The 17315-nt window shown below is 62.5% G+C and carries 19 protein-coding genes and 1 riboswitch; of the genes, 1 reads left to right on the forward strand and 18 read right to left on the reverse strand.

All coding sequences use genetic code 11. From position 1 onward, the window contains the following. Positions 1-8: 8 nt before the first annotated feature. The 18 genes from hisB to NCR40_RS12105 form a co-directional block, all read right to left on the reverse strand. Positions 9-596 carry an imidazoleglycerol-phosphate dehydratase HisB gene (gene hisB / locus NCR40_RS12020; protein WP_244826373.1) on the reverse strand — a complete coding sequence of 196 codons (588 nt, stop codon included), beginning with the start codon at positions 594-596 and terminating at the stop codon, positions 9-11. Between the two features lie 33 nt (positions 597-629). Further along, positions 630-1703 carry a histidinol-phosphate transaminase gene (hisC, locus tag NCR40_RS12025; protein WP_244826374.1) on the reverse strand — a complete coding sequence of 358 codons (1074 nt, stop codon included), beginning with the start codon at positions 1701-1703 and terminating at the stop codon, positions 630-632. 72 nt (positions 1704-1775) lie between these two features. Then, complete coding sequence (gene hisD, locus NCR40_RS12030; RefSeq protein WP_250509560.1) at positions 1776-3098, reverse strand: histidinol dehydrogenase; 1323 nt, start codon at positions 3096-3098, stop codon at positions 1776-1778. A gap of 47 nt (positions 3099-3145) precedes the next feature. Then, entirely contained in the window at positions 3146-3838 is a 693-nt protein-coding gene (hisG, locus tag NCR40_RS12035; protein WP_244826376.1) for an ATP phosphoribosyltransferase, read from the reverse strand. Continuing rightward, positions 3835-5106, reverse strand: coding sequence for a UDP-N-acetylglucosamine 1-carboxyvinyltransferase (murA, locus tag NCR40_RS12040; RefSeq protein ID WP_244826377.1), 1272 nt, complete (start codon positions 5104-5106; stop codon positions 3835-3837). Before murA ends, hisG begins: the two co-directional genes overlap by 4 nt. A gap of 144 nt (positions 5107-5250) precedes the next feature. Then, positions 5251-5490 (reverse strand): BolA family protein, encoded by a 240-nt coding sequence (locus NCR40_RS12045; RefSeq protein WP_244826378.1) that lies wholly within the window; start codon positions 5488-5490, stop codon positions 5251-5253. Between the two features lie 17 nt (positions 5491-5507). Further along, the gene (locus NCR40_RS12050; RefSeq protein WP_244826379.1) at positions 5508-6263 is read right to left on the reverse strand and encodes an ABC transporter permease; all 756 of its coding nucleotides are present in this window, start codon (positions 6261-6263) and stop codon (positions 5508-5510) included. Then, positions 6260-7186, reverse strand: a complete 927-nt coding sequence (locus tag NCR40_RS12055) for an ABC transporter ATP-binding protein (RefSeq protein ID WP_244826380.1) — start codon at positions 7184-7186, stop codon at positions 6260-6262. Before NCR40_RS12055 ends, NCR40_RS12050 begins: the two co-directional genes overlap by 4 nt. Before the next feature lie 202 nt (positions 7187-7388). Next, positions 7389-7688, reverse strand: coding sequence for an STAS domain-containing protein (locus tag NCR40_RS12060; protein ID WP_250509561.1), 300 nt, complete (start codon positions 7686-7688; stop codon positions 7389-7391). Continuing rightward, positions 7685-8314: an MlaC/ttg2D family ABC transporter substrate-binding protein gene (locus NCR40_RS12065; protein ID WP_244826382.1), complete on the reverse strand. Its 630-nt coding sequence runs from the start codon at positions 8312-8314 to the stop codon at positions 7685-7687. Before NCR40_RS12065 ends, NCR40_RS12060 begins: the two co-directional genes overlap by 4 nt. Before the next feature lie 124 nt (positions 8315-8438). Beyond that, positions 8439-9368: an MlaA family lipoprotein gene (locus tag NCR40_RS12070; RefSeq protein WP_250509562.1), complete on the reverse strand. Its 930-nt coding sequence runs from the start codon at positions 9366-9368 to the stop codon at positions 8439-8441. A gap of 11 nt (positions 9369-9379) precedes the next feature. Further along, a complete protein-coding gene (mlaD, locus tag NCR40_RS12075; RefSeq protein WP_244826384.1) occupies positions 9380-9946 on the reverse strand; it encodes an outer membrane lipid asymmetry maintenance protein MlaD in 567 nt (188 codons plus the stop codon). 105 nt (positions 9947-10051) lie between these two features. Then, positions 10052-10819 carry a lipid asymmetry maintenance ABC transporter permease subunit MlaE gene (gene mlaE / locus NCR40_RS12080; RefSeq protein WP_244826385.1) on the reverse strand — a complete coding sequence of 256 codons (768 nt, stop codon included), beginning with the start codon at positions 10817-10819 and terminating at the stop codon, positions 10052-10054. Beyond that, positions 10816-11631 carry an ABC transporter ATP-binding protein gene (locus NCR40_RS12085; RefSeq protein ID WP_244826386.1) on the reverse strand — a complete coding sequence of 272 codons (816 nt, stop codon included), beginning with the start codon at positions 11629-11631 and terminating at the stop codon, positions 10816-10818. Before NCR40_RS12085 ends, mlaE begins: the two co-directional genes overlap by 4 nt. A 97-nt stretch (positions 11632-11728) precedes the next feature. Further along, entirely contained in the window at positions 11729-12793 is a 1065-nt protein-coding gene (thiE, locus tag NCR40_RS12090; RefSeq protein ID WP_250509563.1) for a thiamine phosphate synthase, read from the reverse strand. Next, positions 12790-13599: a thiazole synthase gene (locus NCR40_RS12095; RefSeq protein ID WP_250509564.1), complete on the reverse strand. Its 810-nt coding sequence runs from the start codon at positions 13597-13599 to the stop codon at positions 12790-12792. The genes thiE and NCR40_RS12095 overlap by 4 nt, the downstream gene beginning before the upstream one ends. Positions 13600-13625: 26 nt before the next feature. Continuing rightward, a complete protein-coding gene (gene thiS, locus NCR40_RS12100; protein ID WP_250509565.1) occupies positions 13626-13823 on the reverse strand; it encodes a sulfur carrier protein ThiS in 198 nt (65 codons plus the stop codon). An 18-nt stretch (positions 13824-13841) separates the two neighbouring features. Continuing rightward, on the reverse strand, positions 13842-14984 hold the full coding sequence (locus NCR40_RS12105; RefSeq protein ID WP_250509566.1) for an FAD-dependent oxidoreductase: 1143 nt from the start codon (positions 14982-14984) through the stop codon (positions 13842-13844). A 202-nt stretch (positions 14985-15186) separates the two neighbouring features. Continuing rightward, a riboswitch (TPP riboswitch) is annotated at positions 15187-15314 on the reverse strand. A gap of 248 nt (positions 15315-15562) precedes the next feature. Here NCR40_RS12105 and NCR40_RS12110 point away from each other — a divergent pair. After that, positions 15563-17305: an ABC transporter ATP-binding protein/permease gene (locus tag NCR40_RS12110; RefSeq protein WP_250509567.1), complete on the forward strand. Its 1743-nt coding sequence runs from the start codon at positions 15563-15565 to the stop codon at positions 17303-17305. Positions 17306-17315 lie beyond the last annotated feature (10 nt).

Raw genomic sequence — 17315 nt, forward strand, 5'->3', positions numbered from 1 at the left:
CGGGCTGATCAGAGACTGCCTTTGGTGGAAGGAATTTGTCCTGCGGCGCGTTCGTCGGCTTCGACGGCCATGCGCAACGCGCGGCCGAACGCCTTGAACACGGTCTCGACCTGATGATGCGCGTTGATGCCGCGCAGATTGTCGATGTGCAGTGTCACGCCCGCGTGATTCACGAAGCCACGGAAAAATTCGATGGTGAGATCGACATCGAACGTACCGATGCGCGCGCGCGTAAACGGCACATGGAATTCGAGGCCCGGACGGCCGGAGAAATCGATCACGACGCGCGACAGCGCTTCATCGAGCGGAACATACGAGTGGCCATAACGGCGAATGCCCTTGCGGTCGCCAATGGCTTTCGCCACCGCCTGACCCAGCGTGATACCGGTGTCTTCGACGGTGTGGTGATCGTCGATATGGAGGTCGCCATGCGCTTCGACTTCGAGATCGAACAGGCCGTGTCGCGCGATCTGATCGAGCATGTGATCCAGAAACGGCACGCCGGTGGCGAGCTTCTGCTTGCCGGTGCCATCCAGATCGAGCTTCACACGGATCTGCGTTTCGCTGGTGTTGCGAACGACTTCCGCAATGCGCATGGTGTTTCCTTGAGGCTTTCGAAGAGTGGAGATTTAGTTGAGCGCGAGCTTTTTGAGCGCCGCGACCATGTGCGCGTTTTCCTCGGCCGTGCCGACCGTCAAACGCACGCAATTTGCCAGCAAAGCATGCATTTTACTCACGTTTTTGACGAGAACCCGCGAAGTCAGCAGGGTTTCGAACGCGACGGCGGCATCCGGCACGCGCACGAGCAGAAAGTTGCCCGCGCTCGGATACACCGTCATGCCGGGCAGCGCGGCGACTTCGCGCGCGAGCACGGCGCGCTGCGCGCGCAGATCGGCGGCCTGGGCGTCGAGGACATCGAGATGATCCAGCAGGAAATCAGCGGTTGCCTGCGTTAGCACGTTGATGTTGTACGGCGGGCGCACCTTGTCGAATTGCATGGTCCACGCGGGCAGACCGACCAGATAACCAAGCCGGATGCCCGCCAGACCGAGCTTCGACACCGTGCGCATGACGACCACGTTGTCATACTCGGCCGCGCGCGGCAGCCACGTCTTTTCCGCGAACGGCTGATAAGCCTCGTCGATGACCACGAGACTCTTCTTCGCCGACGCGATCACGCGCTCGATATCGGCATCGGCGTAAAGCGTGCCGGTCGGATTGTTCGGGTACGCGAGATAAACGAGCGCGGGCTGATGTTCGTCGATAGCCGCGATGAGCGCGTTTGCGTCTAGCGTGAAGTCCGCGTTGAGCGGCACGCCGATGAATTCGAGCTGCGCGAACTTCGCCGACATCTGATACATCACGAAGCCCGGCACCGGCGCCACGACTTTCGCGCCGGGCGTGGCGCACGCCATCGACATCATGCTGATCAGTTCGTCCGAGCCGTTGCCGAGCAGCACGTCGCAGGCTTCCGGCACCTTCATTGCACGCTTGATCTTGGCGAGCAGATCCGCCGGACGCGGCGATGGATAACGGTTCAGCGCCACGCCCGCGAGATGTTCGCCAAGACGCTTGGCGAGATCGGCGGGCAAGGAGTACGGGTTTTCCATCGCGTCGAGCTTGATCAAGCCCGTGGAATCGGCCACGGGATAGCTCGTCATGGAAAGGACGTCGGGACGCAGGATGTCTTGAGGTGTGGTCATGATGTTGCCGACGTCTTTGCGCCGGACATATGGCGGCTCTCAGGCCGCCTTGGTCGTCTAAGCCGGCCAGATTCAGCCGACGTTTTTCATCCGATACTCCGCGCTCTTCGCATGCGCTTGCAAGCCTTCGCCGTAAGCCAGTTCCGCCGCGATCTCGCCGAGCGTCTGCGCGCCTTCCGCGCTCACTTCGATCACACTCGAACGCTTCATGAAATCGTACACGCCGAGCGGCGACGAGAAGCGCGCCGTGCGTGAAGTCGGCAACACGTGGTTCGGGCCCGCGCAGTAATCGCCGAGGCTTTCGCTCGTGTAGCGGCCGAGGAACATGGCGCCCGCGTTGTGGATCTGCGCAGCCCACTGATGCGGATCGAGCGCCGAAATCTCCAGATGCTCGGGCGCGATATCGTTCGCGATCGCGCACGCTTCGGCCATGTCCTTCACCTTGATGAGCGCGCCGCGGTCTTCGAGCGAGCGCTGAATGACTTCGCGGCGCGGCATGGCCGGCAGCAATTCGGCGATGGCTTCTTCGACGCGCCGAATGAACGTCGCGTCCGGACACAGCAGAATGGATTGCGCGAGTTCGTCGTGTTCGGCTTGCGAGAACAGGTCCATCGCGACCCAGCGCGGGTCGGTGGTGGCGTCGCAGATGACGAGAATCTCGGACGGCCCGGCGATCATGTCGATACCGACCGTGCCGAACACGCGCCGCTTCGCCGATGCGACATACGCGTTGCCCGGCCCGCAGATCTTGTCGACCGCCGGCACGGATTCGGTCCCGTACGCCAGCGCGCCAACCGCCTGTGCCCCGCCGATGGTGAACACGCGGTCCACGCCGCCGAGCAGCGCCGCCGCGAGCACGAGCGGGTTCTTGACGCCATCGGGCGTCGGCACGACCATCACGATTTCCTTGACGCCCGCGACGCGCGCCGGAATGGCGTTCATCAGCACGGACGACGGATACGCCGCCTTCCCGCCCGGCACGTAGATGCCCGCGCGATCGATCGGCGTCACCTTCTGGCCGAGCACCGTGCCGTCGGCTTCGGTGTAATGCCAGCTATGACTGCCGCATTCGATGCGTTGCTTCTCGTGATATCCGCGCACGCGAGCAGCCGCTGCTTCGAGCGCCGCGCGACGTTTCGGCTCCAGCCCTTCCAGCGCGGCTTCGAGTTCCGCCACGGGCAATTCGAGCGCCGCGACGCTGTGCGCCTTCAGACGATCGAACTGGTTGGTGTAGTCGAGCACGGCGGCGTCGCCGCGCGCTTTGACATCCGCGAGAATTTGCGCGACCGAGCGCTCTATTGCTTCGTCCTCGCTCGCCTCGAATGCGAGAACCGCGCGCAAAGCTTTCTGAAAACCGTCGGTGCTGGAATCGAGTTTGCGAATCTTGATAGACATGCTGGTTTTCCGTTTGCTGTGGCTCGCCGCGCGACTACGCGGCTGCCCTAATTATCCGTTCCTGCCGATGCGCGCTCGAAAGCGTCGAGATACGGCTTGAGCGCCGCGCGCTTCAGCTTGAGCGCGGCCTGATTCACGACGAGGCGCGACGAAATCTGCATGATCTCTTCAACCTCGACGAGATTATTCGCCCGCAGCGTGCCGCCCGAACTGACGAGATCGACGATGGCATCGGCCAGACCGACGAGCGGCGCCAGTTCCATCGAACCGTAAAGCTTGATCAGATCGACGTGCACGCCCTTCGCCGCAAAATGCTCACGCGCGGTTTCCGTGTACTTCGTCGCGACACGCAGACGCGCGCCCTGACGCACCGCGTTCGCGTAATCGAAGCCAGCTTTCACGGCCACCGACATCCGGCAGCGCGCAATGTTCAGATCAACCGGCTGATAAAGCCCGCTTCCGCCATGCTCGATCAACACGTCCTTGCCCGCCACGCCGAAATCGGCCGCGCCGTATTCGACGTAGGTAGGAACGTCGGTGGCCCGCACGATGATCACGCGCAAGTTCGGATTAGTCGTCGGCAAAATGAGCTTGCGCGAGCTTTCCGGATCTTCCACGACCTCCACGCCGGCAGCGGCGAGCAGCGGCACCGTCTCCTCGAAGATACGCCCTTTCGACAGCGCGAGCGTCAGCGGCGCATTGGCGGCAAGCGAGGACGACGTCTGCGGCAACGAACTCATTGTTCGCTCCCGCTGCCCTTGATACGGCTCACCCGCGCGCCGACCGCCGTCAGCTTCGACTCCATGCGGTCGTAGCCACGATCCAGGTGATAGATGCGGTCGATGAGCGTTTCGCCATCGGCGCACATTGCCGCGATCACGAGACTTGCCGACGCGCGCAGATCGGTCGCCATGACCTTCGCGCCCGACAGCATGTCCACGCCCGAGACGAGCGCCGTGTTGCCGTCGATGGTAATGCTCGCGCCAAGCCGGTTCAGTTCCTGCACGTGCATGAAGCGGTTTTCGAAGATCGTCTCGACGACTTGCGACGTGCCCTTGGCAATAGTGTTCAGCGCCATGAATTGCGCCTGCATGTCAGTGGGGAACGCCGGATATTCGGACGTGCGGATGTTGACCGCTTCGGGGCGCTTGTTCATGCGCACGCGCATCCAGTCGTCGCCTTCCTCGATGCTCACGCCCGCTTCGCGCAGCTTGGCGGTGACGGCATCGAGCAGCGACGGCGTGACGTTGCGCAGCGTGACATCGCCGCCCGCGGCCGCGACCGCGCACAGGAACGTGCCCGCTTCGATACGGTCCGGCACCACGCTATGCTTCGCGCCGTGCAGCTTCTCGACGCCCTCGATGACGAGCCGATCCGTGCCGATGCCATCGATCTTCGCGCCCATCTTCACGAGCAAATGCGCGAGGTCGGTAACTTCCGGCTCGCGCGCGGCATTTTCGATGACCGTCTCGCCGTCCGCGAGCACTGCCGCCATCAGCAGATTTTCGGTGCCGGTGACGGTAATCATGTCGGTGACGATGCGCGCGCCCTTCAGACGCTTCGCGCGCGCTTCGATGAAGCCGTGCTCGATATTGATCTCGGCGCCCATCGCCTGCAGACCCTTGATGTGCTGATCGACCGGACGCGCGCCGATTGCGCAGCCGCCGGGCAACGACACCTTCGCCTCGCCGAAGCGCGCGACGAGCGGACCGAGCACGAGGATCGACGCGCGCATGGTCTTGACCATTTCGTACGGCGCGACGAGGTTGTCTACTTTCGATGCGTTGAGCGTCACGCGGCCATCGCTCGACGCTTCGGAGTGCACGCCCATCTGGCGCAGCAATTTGAGCTTCGTGCGCGTGTCCTGCAAATTCGGCACATTCGACAGATGGACGTCGTCGGCCGTGAGAAGGCTTGCGCACAGAATCGGCAGAGCCGCGTTCTTCGCGCCCGATACGGTGATTTCGCCGGAGAGCTTCGCGCCCCCCGTGATGACCAGTTTATCCATGATGACGTGTCCTTCGACCGAGCGTCCTGCTGCGGAGCCGCTTTCGGCGCCGCGGTTGTCTTGAATGATTCGCACTGTTTCCTGCCGGTGTTGCCGGGTGTTACGGGATGTTGCGTGTTGCGTATTGCTACGAATGTCGCGTATTTACGCGGCTTTGAATTCGTCGGGCGTGAGCGTCTTCATGCTGAGCGCGTGAATTTCTTCGCGCATGCGCTCGCCAAGCGCCGCATAGACCAGTTGATGCCGCGCGATCAGCCGCTTGCCGACGAACGCGTCGCTCACGATGGTCGCGAAGAAGTGCTGGCCATCGCCTTCGACTTCGAGATGCTGGCAGGCGAGGCCGCCAGCAATGTAGTCCTTCACTTGCTCGGGAGTCGGCAACATGAAAGTCTCCTAAAGAATTAGTGACGAAGCTTGAAGCCGCTCGCGAGCAGACGCACGGCAATGAGTGCGAGCACGGCCAGAAATGCAGCGACGATACCCATGCTCACCAGCGGATTCACGTCCGAAAGACCGAAAAAGCCGTAGCGAAAACCGTCGATCATGTAGAAGAACGGATTCAGATGCGACACCGCGCGCCAGACCGGCGGCAACGTATGCGTCGAATAGAACACGCCGGAAAGGAACGTGAGCGGCATGATCAGGAAGTTCTGAAACGCGGCCAACTGGTCGAACTTGTCTGCCCAGATGCCGGCAATCAAACCCAACGTACCGAGGATTGCCGAACCGAGGATCGCGAACGCAATGATGTAGAACGGCGCGGAAAAAGACATCGGGACGAACCATATCGTCACGACGAAAACGCCAAGCCCGACACAAAGTCCACGCGCTACCGATGCCAAAACGTACGCAAAGAACATTTCCCAATGCGCAATGGGCGGCAACAGCACGAACACGAGATTGCCTGTGATCTTCGATTGAATCAGCGACGACGAGCTATTCGCAAACGCGTTCTGCAAAACGCTCATCATCACGAGGCCGGGCACGAGAAAGCTCGTATAACCAACGCCAGCATAAACTTGTACGTGCCCGGAAAGCGCGTGACCGAAGATGGTCAGGTACAACAACGCCGTGACAACCGGCGCGAGCACCGTTTGAAACGATACCTTCCAGAAGCGCAAAAGCTCCTTGTAGAACAACGTCTGAAAGCCGCTCATGAAAGTCCCTCGACCACGTCGGGTTCGTTCATGACTTGCACGAACACGTCTTCGAGATCGGCTTTGCGAACCTCGATTTCATCCAGCGCGCAACCGGCCGCGCGGCACTTCGCGAGAATCGGCTCGACATCGTCGTAGCTCGAAAGGCGCAGCAGATGCTGCATGCCGGACACCGCGTGCGGATCGACTTCCAGCGGACGCAGTTCCACAGGCAGCGAGCCGCTCGAAAAGCGCAGATAAAGTTGCAGACCGGAAAAGCGTTGCAGAAGCGTGCTCGTGCGCTCGAGCGCCACGACTTCACCACGGCGAAGCATGGCGAGACGATCACATAGCGCCTCGGCTTCTTCGAGGTAATGCGTGGTCAGCACGATAGTGTGCCCTTCGCGATTCAATCGCGAGATGAACTTCCAGAGCGTCTGACGAAGTTCGACATCGACGCCCGCCGTGGGCTCGTCGAGCACGATCACCGGCGGCCGATGCACCAGCGCCTGCGCCACCAGCACGCGTCGCTTCATGCCGCCCGAGAGCGCGCGCGTGTTGACGTCCGCTTTCTCGGTGAGATCGAGATTGGCCATGACTTCGTCGATCCAGTCGTCGTTCTTGCGCAAACCGAAATAGCCCGACTGAATTCGCAAAGCCTCGCGCACGGTGAAGAACGGATCGAACACCAGTTCTTGCGGCACCACGCCCAGCGCACGGCGCGCCGCGCGGAAGTCGCTCACGACATCGTGGCCGCGCACGGACACCGTGCCGCTATCGGCGCGCGCGAGTCCGGCAAGGATGCTGATCAGCGTGGTCTTGCCGGCACCGTTGGGGCCGAGCAAGCCGAAGAATTCGCCCTCTTCAACCGTGAGGCTCACGCCTTTGAGCGCCTGAAGCTGCTTGTAGCGCTTTCTGACGTTTCGGATTTCTATGGCTGACATTGACAGTGCGCGTGCCTCGTGTGGCCGCGCCTCGATTGTGCGGATAACGCTTGACGGACCCGGGCTCGATCGAAAAATTGCCGGGTGCGGGCCCGAAAAAGCATTTGATTATAGGGCAAACCGGATGGAGCCGACTTCGGAGCGATCCTGATCGCGGCAACGCAAGCCTGGTTGCCGCACCTGATATGGCGTCAGGACAGGATCAATGTCGGAAGGAGAGCAGCGTGTCGACGCCGTAAGCTTGCGCGAGACTGGCAAGCTTGGAAGGAACATTCACGACGCCAAGCGCCGTGCCGCGCTCGGTGGCGGCGCGCTGCCATGCAAGCAGTACGGCGAGCGCGGATGAATCGAAATGCGTGAGCGGCGCGCAGTCGACTTCGGTTGCACCCGCCGCGATACGCGACAAACCCGCGTCGAGCGCAGCCTTCGCGCTTTCGTGGGTCAGCGTGGCGGCCGTTTGGAAGCGGCCGCCCGCGACTTGCGCATTTGCCTGCGTGCTCACGATGCCTTGCCGTTCGCGAGTTGCTGATTACGCTGCGTGAGGAATTGCAGCAAGCCAGCCACGCCATTCTGCGAAATCTGCTCGTTGAACTGTTGCTGATACGCCTGGATCAGCCATGCGCCGAGCACGTTGATGTCATACACGCGCCAGCCTTGCGGCGTTTTGTACAGGCGGTAGTCGAGTTCGATCGGCGAGCCGTTGTTCATCACGACCGAGCGGACCACGACATCCGTGTCCTCCGGCGACGCGCGGAATGGCTTGTACTGTACCGTCTGATTACGAACCTGAGCGAGCGCGCCCGAATACGTGCGAATGAGCAGCATCTTGAATTGCTCGACGATCTGCTTTTGTTGCTCGGGCGTTGCCGTGTTCCAGTTGCGCCCCATCACGAGACGCGTGGTACGCGTGAAGTCCGTGTACGGCAGGATCTTCTGATTGACGAGTTCAGTGATGCGCTGGATGTCGCCCGACTGAATCTTGCTGTCGGACTTGATGTCGTCGAGCACTTGTTGCGTGACGGTCTTGATCATCACGTCGGGCGCGCTCGAGTCGACGGATTGCGCCGACGCCGCGCCGCAGAACGCGATCAGCATGGCGAAGATAGGAAGCAAAAAGATTTTTTTCATCGCAGATCCTGCAAAAAAAGGGGCTTGAGTTTGAGCGCGCCGGCTAGAACGAGTTCAGACCGCGCGCCTGTCAAACTGTAAAAAATGCTGCCAAGTATTTTACCGGCCGTTAGCGCCAGTCCGCTCAACGCAAGCGGAACGAAGGGAATCCAGGCGCGCGCGGCGGAACGTACTGATGTCCCGGAACCGTGTTGTTGCCCGTGTCGCTCGCTGCGCGCGGCGCGCCAGCGGCTCCAGAAGCAGGCGTCGCGCCCGATGCCGCTTCGGACGGAACCGCCGTCGCCGAAGCGCCCGCCGGAGTCGCGGCTTCCGCGCCTTCCGCATCGTAGTTTGGAAGCGGCGCTTCGCTGTAATCGGGCGAGGTGCCTTCGCCACCGGTAATCAGATATTGCCGCCGCTGCAGGTAAGCGTTACGAACGAAAGAGTATTTGTCGAGCGCGGCATCCGAAAGAATGTCGGATGCATCCAGCAGGTTTGCGCGCGTGTTCACGAGATTTACGCCGTACAAGGCCCAGCTCACGGAATCCGGCTGCACGTAACTCAGCGGATTACCGAAATAATCGACCGCGAGGCCGCCGGTATCGCGCACGGTGCTTGGTCCAAGGAGCGGCAGCACGACGTACGGGCCAGGCGGCACGCCGTAGTGGCCGAGCGTGAGACCGAAGTCGCCCGAATGCTTCGGCAGCTTGGCGATGGTCGCCACGTCGAACAGACCGCCCACGCCGAACACCGTGTTGATCGCGACGCGCATGATGTCAGACACGCCATCCGCGATTCTCAGTTGCAGAAGATTGTTCGCCGCGATGTAGACATCGCCGATATTCGAGAAGAAGTTCGTGACGCTGTTGCGCACGGGTTCCGGGACGGCCCAGACGTAAGCCTGCGCCACCGGCTTGAACGCGTATTGATCGACCTTGTCGTTGATCGTGAACATCGTCCGGTTGTAGCTCTCGAAGGGATCGCCCTTGGTCGGAGTGGTCACTGTCGCGCACCCGCCGAACATGCCCACCGTTGCCGCTAGAACGATTGCGCGCCGCATCCCTGTCGAGTGCATGTTGTTTCTCCTTATTGAGCCGTACCCGAGGCCGCGCTCGCGCCCATCGCGCTTGCCGCACCCGGAAATGCCGGTGCGGGAGCTGCCGTTGCCGCCGGCGCCGCCGAGGATTTCGACGCGCCGGAATCCGCTGCCTTGTTATAGAGGAACTGTCCGATCAGATTTTCCAGCACCACGGCGGACTGCGTCATCGTGATGGTGTCGCCATTCTTGAGCATCTGATCGTCGCCGCCCGGCTCCAGGCCGATGTACTGCTCGCCGAGCAGACCGGAAGTCAGAATCTTGGCGGACGAATCTTTCGGAAATTGATATTGCTTGTCGATGTCGATGGCGACCACCGCCTGATACGTATTTCCATCGAAGCTGATCGAGCCGACGCGCCCGACCGTCACGCCCGCGCTCTTGACCGGCGCGCGCGCCTTAAGGCCGCCGATGTTGTCGAACTTGAGCTTCACCGCGTAGGTCTGCTGGAACGACAGCGAACTCATGTTGCCCGCCTTCAGCGCAAGGAACAGCAGCGCCACGAAACCGAGCACCACGAAGAGGCCGACCCAAAAGTCGAGAGCAGTCTTTTTCATCGTCTTCCCAAAGAGAATCTTGTCGCAGAGCGCGTGTGAGGTCTGTGCCCTTCACAACGCCCACGCCCTCGCGGGCGTTTTGCATTTTGGTTCATTAGCTGGACATCAGCTGAACATCAACGCGGTCAGCAGGAAATCGAGGCCGAGCACCGCGAGCGACGCATACACGACCGTTTTCGTGGTCGCGCGCGACACGCCTTCCGGCGTAGGCCGTGCTTCGTAGCCCTGGAACAACGCGATGAACGTCACCGCGAAGCCGAACACAATGCTCTTGATGACGCCATTGCCGACATCGCGCCACACGTCCACGCCGCCTTGCATCTGCGACCAGAACGCGCCGGAATCCACGCCGATCAGCAACACGCCGACCACATACCCGCCGATGATGCCGACCGCGCTGAAAATGGCCGCCAGCACGGGCATGGCGATGATGCCCGCCCACATGCGCGGCGCGACCACCACTTTCATGGGATCGACGGCCATCATTTCCATTGCCGTGAGTTGTTCGCCCGCCTTCATCAAACCGATCTCGGCGGTCAGCGACGTACCCGCGCGGCCGGCGAACAACAGCGCCGTGACGACCGGCCCGAGCTCGCGCACGAGCGAAAGCGCGACGAGCAGTCCAAGCGCCTGCTCCGAACCATAGCGGTTCAGTGTGTAATAACCCTGCAGCCCGAGTACGAAGCCGACGAACAGGCCCGACACCGCGATGATGACAAGCGAATAATTGCCGACGAAGTGAATTTGCTTCGTGACGAGACGCGGCCGCCGCAAAAGCGGGAAGAATTCGAGTACGAGGCGCAACAGCATGCGCATTGCATAACCGGCGGTTCCGAAACCGTCGAGCACCCAGCGTCCGAGTGCGCTGATCATGCTTTCCCTCCGATGCCGAAATCCGCCGCGAGCGGCTGGCTCGCGTAATGAAACTTGAAGGGACCGTCCGGCGTGCCGTCGATGAACTGACGCACGGTCGGGTCTTCCGACGCGCGTAATTGCTCCGGCGTGCCTTCCGCGTGAATGCCGCCGTTCGCGACGAAGTACACGTAGTCCGCAATGGCGAACGACTCGGGCACATCGTGCGAAACGAGAATGGACGTGGCGCCGAGAGCGTCGTTGAGCGTGCGGATGAGTTGCGCGGTTATGCCGAGCGAGATGGGATCGAGACCGGCGAACGGCTCGTCGTACATCATCAGTTCGGGATCGAGCGCGATGGCGCGGGCAAGCGCGACGCGGCGCGCCATGCCGCCGGAAATCTCCGACGGCGCGAGATCGCGCGCGCCACGCAGGCCGACCGCGTTGAGCTTCATCAGGACGAGATCGCGGATGAGCTCCTCCGGCAGATCCGTGTGTTCCCGCAGCGGAAACGCGACGTTCTCGAACACGGTCTGGTCGGTGAACAGCGCGCCGAACTGAAACAGCATGCCCATCCGGCGGCGCAGCGCGTAAAGACCGTCGCGCGATTGCGTGCCGACGTCCTTGCCCGCGAACAGCACCTGACCGCGGCTGGCTTTCACCAGCCCGCCGATCAACCGTAAGGTTGTCGTCTTGCCGCAGCCGGAGCCACCCATGACCGCAACCACCTGACCACGCGTGAAACGCATGTTCAGGTTCGAGAGAACGGGCCGATTACCGTAACCGAAATCGACGTCGCGAAGCTCTAGCAGGGGCTCGGGGAAAGCTGGCACGAGGTAAGAAATTCCTTGGACGCAAGAGGCCGAATTATAGGGCCTGCGCGCAATCGGTGCTTTACCTACGCTCTACCCGATATGATTTTCAGAACATTTACCCTTGATTTGCAAAGCTTTGTTGTAGCGACTCGACGGCGGCTTCGGTGTCCGCCGCTTCTGTCACGGCACGCACGACAGCAGCGCTTCCTACGCTGGTCGCCAGCACCTCGGGCAATACCTTGCCGTCGATACCGCCGATCGCGACGAGCGGCACACGTCCTTTCAGAAGCTTTACGTAGCGTGTAAGCCGCGCCAGGCCTTGCGGTTTGGTGGGCATGACTTTCGTCGTGGTGGGAAACACCGCGCCGAGCGCGAGATAGCTCGGCCGGAAGTGCAGCGCGCGAAGCATCTCGTAATAGCCGTGCGTCGAAAGTCCGAGGCGCAACCCGGCTTGCGCGATTGCCTGCAGATCGGCGGTTTCGACATCTTCCTGACCGAGATGCACGCCGTAAGCGCGTGCGGCGATCGCTTCGCGCCAATGATCGTTGATGAAAAGCTGCGCCTGATGCCGCTGCCCCGCCACGACCGAACGCTCGATTTCGCCGTGAAGGTCCGCTGCGTCGGTGGTCTTGCGGCGCAACTGCGCCGTGCGCACTCCGAGGTCCAGCACGCGTTCGACCCAATTCGCGCTCGGCAAGACGGGGTAAAGACCGAGCTTGTCCGGGCAAGCGGGAAAAGCAGGTTCCGGCGCGGGTGGAAGATCGCCGACGCGCGGGAACGTGTCGAAGTCGCTTGGCCACGCGTCTTCTTTCTGTTCGTCGCCGGCGCGCCATGCCATTGCCAGGACGAGCGCATCGTGCGGTTCGAAATTGCAGTCGAGGAACGCCGCCAGCGCAGCCAGCCAGTCGTCGGAACGCTCGCCTTCGAGAACGTGGCGCGCGCCTGCATGCAGCAATATCACGCGATGTTCGTACGCTTCCAGCACCGTCGCATTGCCCGCGGCGTATGGCTCGTTGACGACGAGCAGATCCTGCGCACTTGGCGTATCCGGCACGGTCAGGCAGATGCGCCAGCGCGTTGGCGGCGCGGGCCACTCGCCGAGCCGCGCGCGGATACGTTCGGCGACTTCGGTCAACTCATCCGCCGGCGGCCAGAAAACTTCGTGTCCGAGCAAGCTCATGCAGCACCTCCGTCCTGATGCCAGAACGGCATGCCAACGACCGGCGTGCTGGCCTGCGCGCTGTCGCGCTCGGCCATCGGACCGGCGAGAAACGCCGTGCGTCCGGCTTCGACACCCAGCGCGAACGCGCGCGCCATCTGCGACGGAAAGGTCGCCTGCGACACGGCGGTGTTCAAGAGCACGCCGTCGAAACCCCACTCCATCACCTGGCACGCATGCGAGGGCACGCCGAGGCCTGCATCGACGATCAGCGGCACGTCTGGCAGCCGCTCGCGCAACGTGCGCAGACCGTAGGGATTGGTCACGCCCTTGCCGGTGCCGATGGGCGCGCCCCAGGGCATCAACGCCTCGCAGCCGGCGTCGAGCAGACGGCGGCCGATCACGAGATCCTCGGTGCAATAAGGCAGCACCTTGAAGCCGTCGCGCACGAGCTTGCCCGCCGCTTCGACGAGGCCGATCGGGTCGGGCTGCAACGTGTAGTCGTCGCCGATCAGTTCCAGCTTGATCCACGGCGTGTCGAAAACCTCGCGCGCCATGTAGGCGGTGGTCAGCACTTCATCGACGCTATGGCAGCCCGCCGTGTTTGGCAGCAGCGCGACGCCGTGACGCTTGAGGACATCGAAAAAACCGGCCTCGCCAGTCTCGGACTGACGGCGCAGCGCGACGGTCACCATGCCGGGCCGCGCGGCATCGATGGAATCCGAAAGCGATTGCAGCGACGGATAACGCGATGTGCCGAGCAGCACACGGCTCGGGAACGTCTGGCCGTAGAGCGTAAGACTATGGGCGGCGGTGTGTGAGGTCATGATTCGATCCTTCGGATTCGATAGATTCAGCCGCCCGCGACGGGCGACACGACGTCGAGCTTGTCGCCGGCTCGAAGCGTCTTCGTGCCGTGCTCGCCGCGCGCGACGAACTGTCCGTTGAGCGCGACCGCGAACGGCGGTTTGGCGCCGAATACGGCGAGCGCGTCGGTGACGGTGGCGGCATCGGTCAGACTGAATTCGCGCTGATTGATGTGGATGTTCATGGCTTTGACTTTCGATGACTAGAGCGCGGCCGCGATGGCCGGTTCGCTATGCAGAAGTTCGGACCAGCGCGCGCCGCCGCGATAATCCGCGAACGATGCGGCGTCCGCGACGGTTCCGCCCGCGATGGCTTGGGCGAGTGCGCAGGCGGCATCGGCGACTTCCGGCGCGATCATGAAGCCGTGCCGATACAGGCCGTTCACGCGCACGGTCCGCGCCCCGTCCCAGACGATGGCCGGCCGATGATCCGGCAGCGTCGGCCGGCACTGAGAATTGAGTTCGAGGATGCGCGCCTCGCCGAAACCCGGATGCACCGCGAACGCCGCACTCATCAGTTCCAGCGCCGAGCGCACGCTCACGGGTGACATGTCCTCGCCTTCGACTTCGGTCGCGCCGATCACGTAAAGATCGTCCTCTTTCGGCGCGATATACAGCGGATAACGCGGATGCAGCAGCCGCACCGGCCGCGACAACCCGATGCCCGGCGCATGCACGCGCGCCACTTCCCCGCGAATACCACGCAACGCGGGCCACGCCGTTTTGCCGCCCAGCCCACGGCAATCGATGATCCAGCGCGCGTCGGGCATGGCATCGACCGGAGAATTCCAGTGCGTGCGCACGCCGCGCGCCCCAAGTCCGGCCGCGAGCGCTCGAAGCGCCTGACGATTGTCGAGTTGACCTTCGTGCGGCAGCAGCCAGCCTTGCGCGAAACGCGTGCCGAGCGCGGGTTCTGCTTGCGCGACTTCCGCACCCGAGAGCTTGACGAAGCCGCCATCGAGCAAGCTTGCAGGCGCGTTGGCGCGCAACCTGCGTTCGAATAGCGGCGCTTCCGCGCGATCCGCGCCGTGCCAGACGACGAGCGTGCCGTTGCGCTGAAAGTAAACCGGCTCGGGCAAATCGGCGATGAGACCCGGCCAGCGTTCCAGCGACGCCGCGCCGAGTTCGACGACGAGCGGCTCCGCACTCGTCGCCTCGGCGAGCGGCGCGAGCATCGCGGCGGCCACCCACGCAGCCGACTGCGTGCCCGCCTCGTCGCCGCGCTCGTATAGCGCGACGCCGTGGCCCGCGCCCGCGAGTTGCCACGCCACGAGCCGCCCGACGAGTCCTCCGCCGATGACGGCGAAGTCTGGCCGGCGCGCGGCGGGCTGATCGATCGTGTTCACTTTTCCGATGTCTCCTGTCGATCGAAACGAGGCTGTGCGCCGCTCCGGTCTTATCCACGACTGATAACGCCGTGCAGCAAACGCACGAACGCGAAGACAAAACTTGCAGAGGAGAGACCGGCCCGGCAGCGGCAACGCAAACAACGCGCGCCAGGCGGAAATGAATGATGATGGAAGAACCTGGAGGAAAGGCGCGACGGCCGCGCGTTCTCCGGAAACTTCCCTCGCCGGTATTACCCGGATCGGGTGCAAAGGGTCTCTCTCAGCCTCGCCGCGCCAGCACACCGATAATTCGATGACATCGCGCGCGAAGCACCCCTGTTTCGTCGAAGATCATTAGACCATGAAAGCCAAAGCCGCTGCAAACCGGGATTCCCCGCCTTTGGTCGCCTCGGTCGGCACTCTGGCACAATGCCGCGAGCATGGTTCTCCGCATGGTTGTGCGAATGAGCACGGAATTAAGCGGCAGTTAAGGGAACCTCTGAACAATCTGCGGGACAGGAAAGAGGCTGCGCGTGCGAGTATCGCGGCGCGGTGCGTCCATTCGTAACTCGGACCGGCATATCATCAGGAAGGTCATGGCCAATTCTCAACCGGAAAACACGCAGCAACAAGCCGACACGGTCTCTGCGTGGAGCCTCATAAAGCCCTACTGGGTCTCGGAGGAGCGCGGCTTCGCGTGGGGTCTGCTCGTTGCCATCATCGCGATCAACATGACGGTCGTATGGATCAACGTGCGGCTCAACAGCTGGAGCGCGGCGTTCTACAACGCGCTGCAGAACAAGAACGTCCACGACTTTCCGCACCTGCTGCTGGTCTTCACCGGCCTCGCCTTCGCGTACATTCTGCTCGCGGTTTATGGGCGGTATCTGCGGCAGATGCTCGGCTTCCGCTGGCGCCAGTGGCTGACCAACAAGTATCTCGAACAGTGGTTCGGCGACCGCGCTTTTTACCGCATAGAACGCGACCGTCTTGCCGATAACCCCGACCAGCGGATCAGCGACGACCTGCAATCCTTCGCGACCACCACGCTGTCTCTGTCGCTCGATCTGCTTTCCACGCTCGTCACGCTCGTCACGTTCATCACCATTTTGTGGACGCTCGCGGGCGCGCTGACCATCACGGCATTCGGCACGCCGCTCGTCATTCCCGGCTACATGGTCTGGGCGGCGGCGCTTTACGCGATCATCGGCTCGGTCATCATCCAGAAGGTCGGGCATCCGCTGGTGTCGATCAACTACCAGCAACAGAAGGTCGAGGCCGATTTCCGCTTCGGGCTGATTCGCGTGCGCGAGAATGCCGAGCAGATCGCGTTTTACGATGGCATCGCCACCGAGACGGCCAACGCGAAGACCATTTTCCAGCGCATTCGCGACAACTGGTGGATGATCATGAAGTACACGAAGCGCATGACCTTCGTGCTCAGTTTCTACGGACAGATCGCCATCATCTTCCCGATCATGGTTGCCGCGCCGCGCTACTTCGCGGGCGCGTTCTCGTTCGGCGTCTTGATGCAGATTTCATCGGCGTTCGGCACGGTCAGCGATTCGTTCTCCTGGTTCATCAACAGTTACTCGACCTTGGTCGAATGGCGCGCCACGGTGAATCGTCTGCGCGAATTCAAGCGTGTGATGCGCTCGACGCATATCCGCGAGGAAACGTCGCCGGCAACGGCGCATGGCGGTATCAACCTGCATTACACGAGCACGAAAGCGCTGACGACCAAGGGGCTTGCGCTCGCGTTGCCGAATGGCACGCCGCTTTCGCGCGTGGGCGATGTGACGATAGAACCGGGATCGCGCTGGCTGATAGTCGGGCCGTCGGGCGCGGGCAAGAGCACGCTGATGCGGGCTCTGGCGGGCCTTTGGCCGTTTGGCGACGGTAGTATCGACGCACCCGTCGACGCGAAGATGCTGTTTATCCCGCAAGTGAGCTATCTGCCGATCGGCACGCTGCGCGCGGCGTTGAGCTATCCGTCGCCGGGTGGCACCTTCACCGACGAGGAATCGCGCGAGGCGCTGCGTCTGTGCAATCTGGCCGAGTATGGCGACCGCCTGGAAGAAAATGCGCACTGGGCGCGCAGCTTGTCGCCGGGCGAGCAACAGCGTCTTGCCGCCGCGCGCGTGCTGCTGCACGAGCCCGACTTCCTGTTCCTCGACGAAGCCACCAGCGCCCTCGATGCGGATAACGAACTGCATATCTACAACACGCTCGTCGAACGTTTGCCGAAGGCGGCGATTTTGAGCGTTGCGCACCGGGAGTCGGTGGCGCTGTTCCATGATTATCGGATCGAGATAGAGAGGACGATGGCGGAGGCTTGATTCCGTCTCT

It is taken from the genome of Caballeronia sp. GACF4, assembly GCF_023631025.1.
Classification (GTDB): Bacteria; Pseudomonadota; Gammaproteobacteria; order Burkholderiales; family Burkholderiaceae; genus Caballeronia.

What these genes read in the sequence shown, in the direction of transcription:
- hisB (WP_244826373.1), bottom strand. Translation starts at nt 596, where the DNA reads ATGCGCATTGCGGAAGTCGTTCGCAACACCAGCGAAACGCAGATCCGT.
- hisC (WP_244826374.1), bottom strand. Translation starts at nt 1,703, where the DNA reads ATGACCACACCTCAAGACATCCTGCGTCCCGACGTCCTTTCCATGACG.
- hisD (WP_250509560.1), bottom strand. Translation starts at nt 3,098, where the DNA reads ATGTCTATCAAGATTCGCAAACTCGATTCCAGCACCGACGGTTTTCAG.
- hisG (WP_244826376.1), bottom strand. Translation starts at nt 3,838, where the DNA reads ATGAGTTCGTTGCCGCAGACGTCGTCCTCGCTTGCCGCCAATGCGCCG.
- murA (WP_244826377.1), bottom strand. Translation starts at nt 5,106, where the DNA reads ATGGATAAACTGGTCATCACGGGGGGCGCGAAGCTCTCCGGCGAAATC.
- NCR40_RS12045 (WP_244826378.1), bottom strand. Translation starts at nt 5,490, where the DNA reads ATGTTGCCGACTCCCGAGCAAGTGAAGGACTACATTGCTGGCGGCCTC.
- NCR40_RS12050 (WP_244826379.1), bottom strand. Translation starts at nt 6,263, where the DNA reads ATGAGCGGCTTTCAGACGTTGTTCTACAAGGAGCTTTTGCGCTTCTGG.
- NCR40_RS12055 (WP_244826380.1), bottom strand. Translation starts at nt 7,186, where the DNA reads ATGTCAGCCATAGAAATCCGAAACGTCAGAAAGCGCTACAAGCAGCTT.
- NCR40_RS12065 (WP_244826382.1), bottom strand. Translation starts at nt 8,314, where the DNA reads ATGAAAAAAATCTTTTTGCTTCCTATCTTCGCCATGCTGATCGCGTTC.
- NCR40_RS12070 (WP_250509562.1), bottom strand. Translation starts at nt 9,368, where the DNA reads ATGCACTCGACAGGGATGCGGCGCGCAATCGTTCTAGCGGCAACGGTG.
- mlaD (WP_244826384.1), bottom strand. Translation starts at nt 9,946, where the DNA reads ATGAAAAAGACTGCTCTCGACTTTTGGGTCGGCCTCTTCGTGGTGCTC.
- mlaE (WP_244826385.1), bottom strand. Translation starts at nt 10,819, where the DNA reads ATGATCAGCGCACTCGGACGCTGGGTGCTCGACGGTTTCGGAACCGCC.
- thiE (WP_250509563.1), bottom strand. Translation starts at nt 12,793, where the DNA reads ATGAGCTTGCTCGGACACGAAGTTTTCTGGCCGCCGGCGGATGAGTTG.
- NCR40_RS12095 (WP_250509564.1), bottom strand. Translation starts at nt 13,599, where the DNA reads ATGACCTCACACACCGCCGCCCATAGTCTTACGCTCTACGGCCAGACG.
- thiS (WP_250509565.1), bottom strand. Translation starts at nt 13,823, where the DNA reads ATGAACATCCACATCAATCAGCGCGAATTCAGTCTGACCGATGCCGCC.
- NCR40_RS12110 (WP_250509567.1), top strand. Translation starts at nt 15,563, where the DNA reads ATGGCCAATTCTCAACCGGAAAACACGCAGCAACAAGCCGACACGGTC.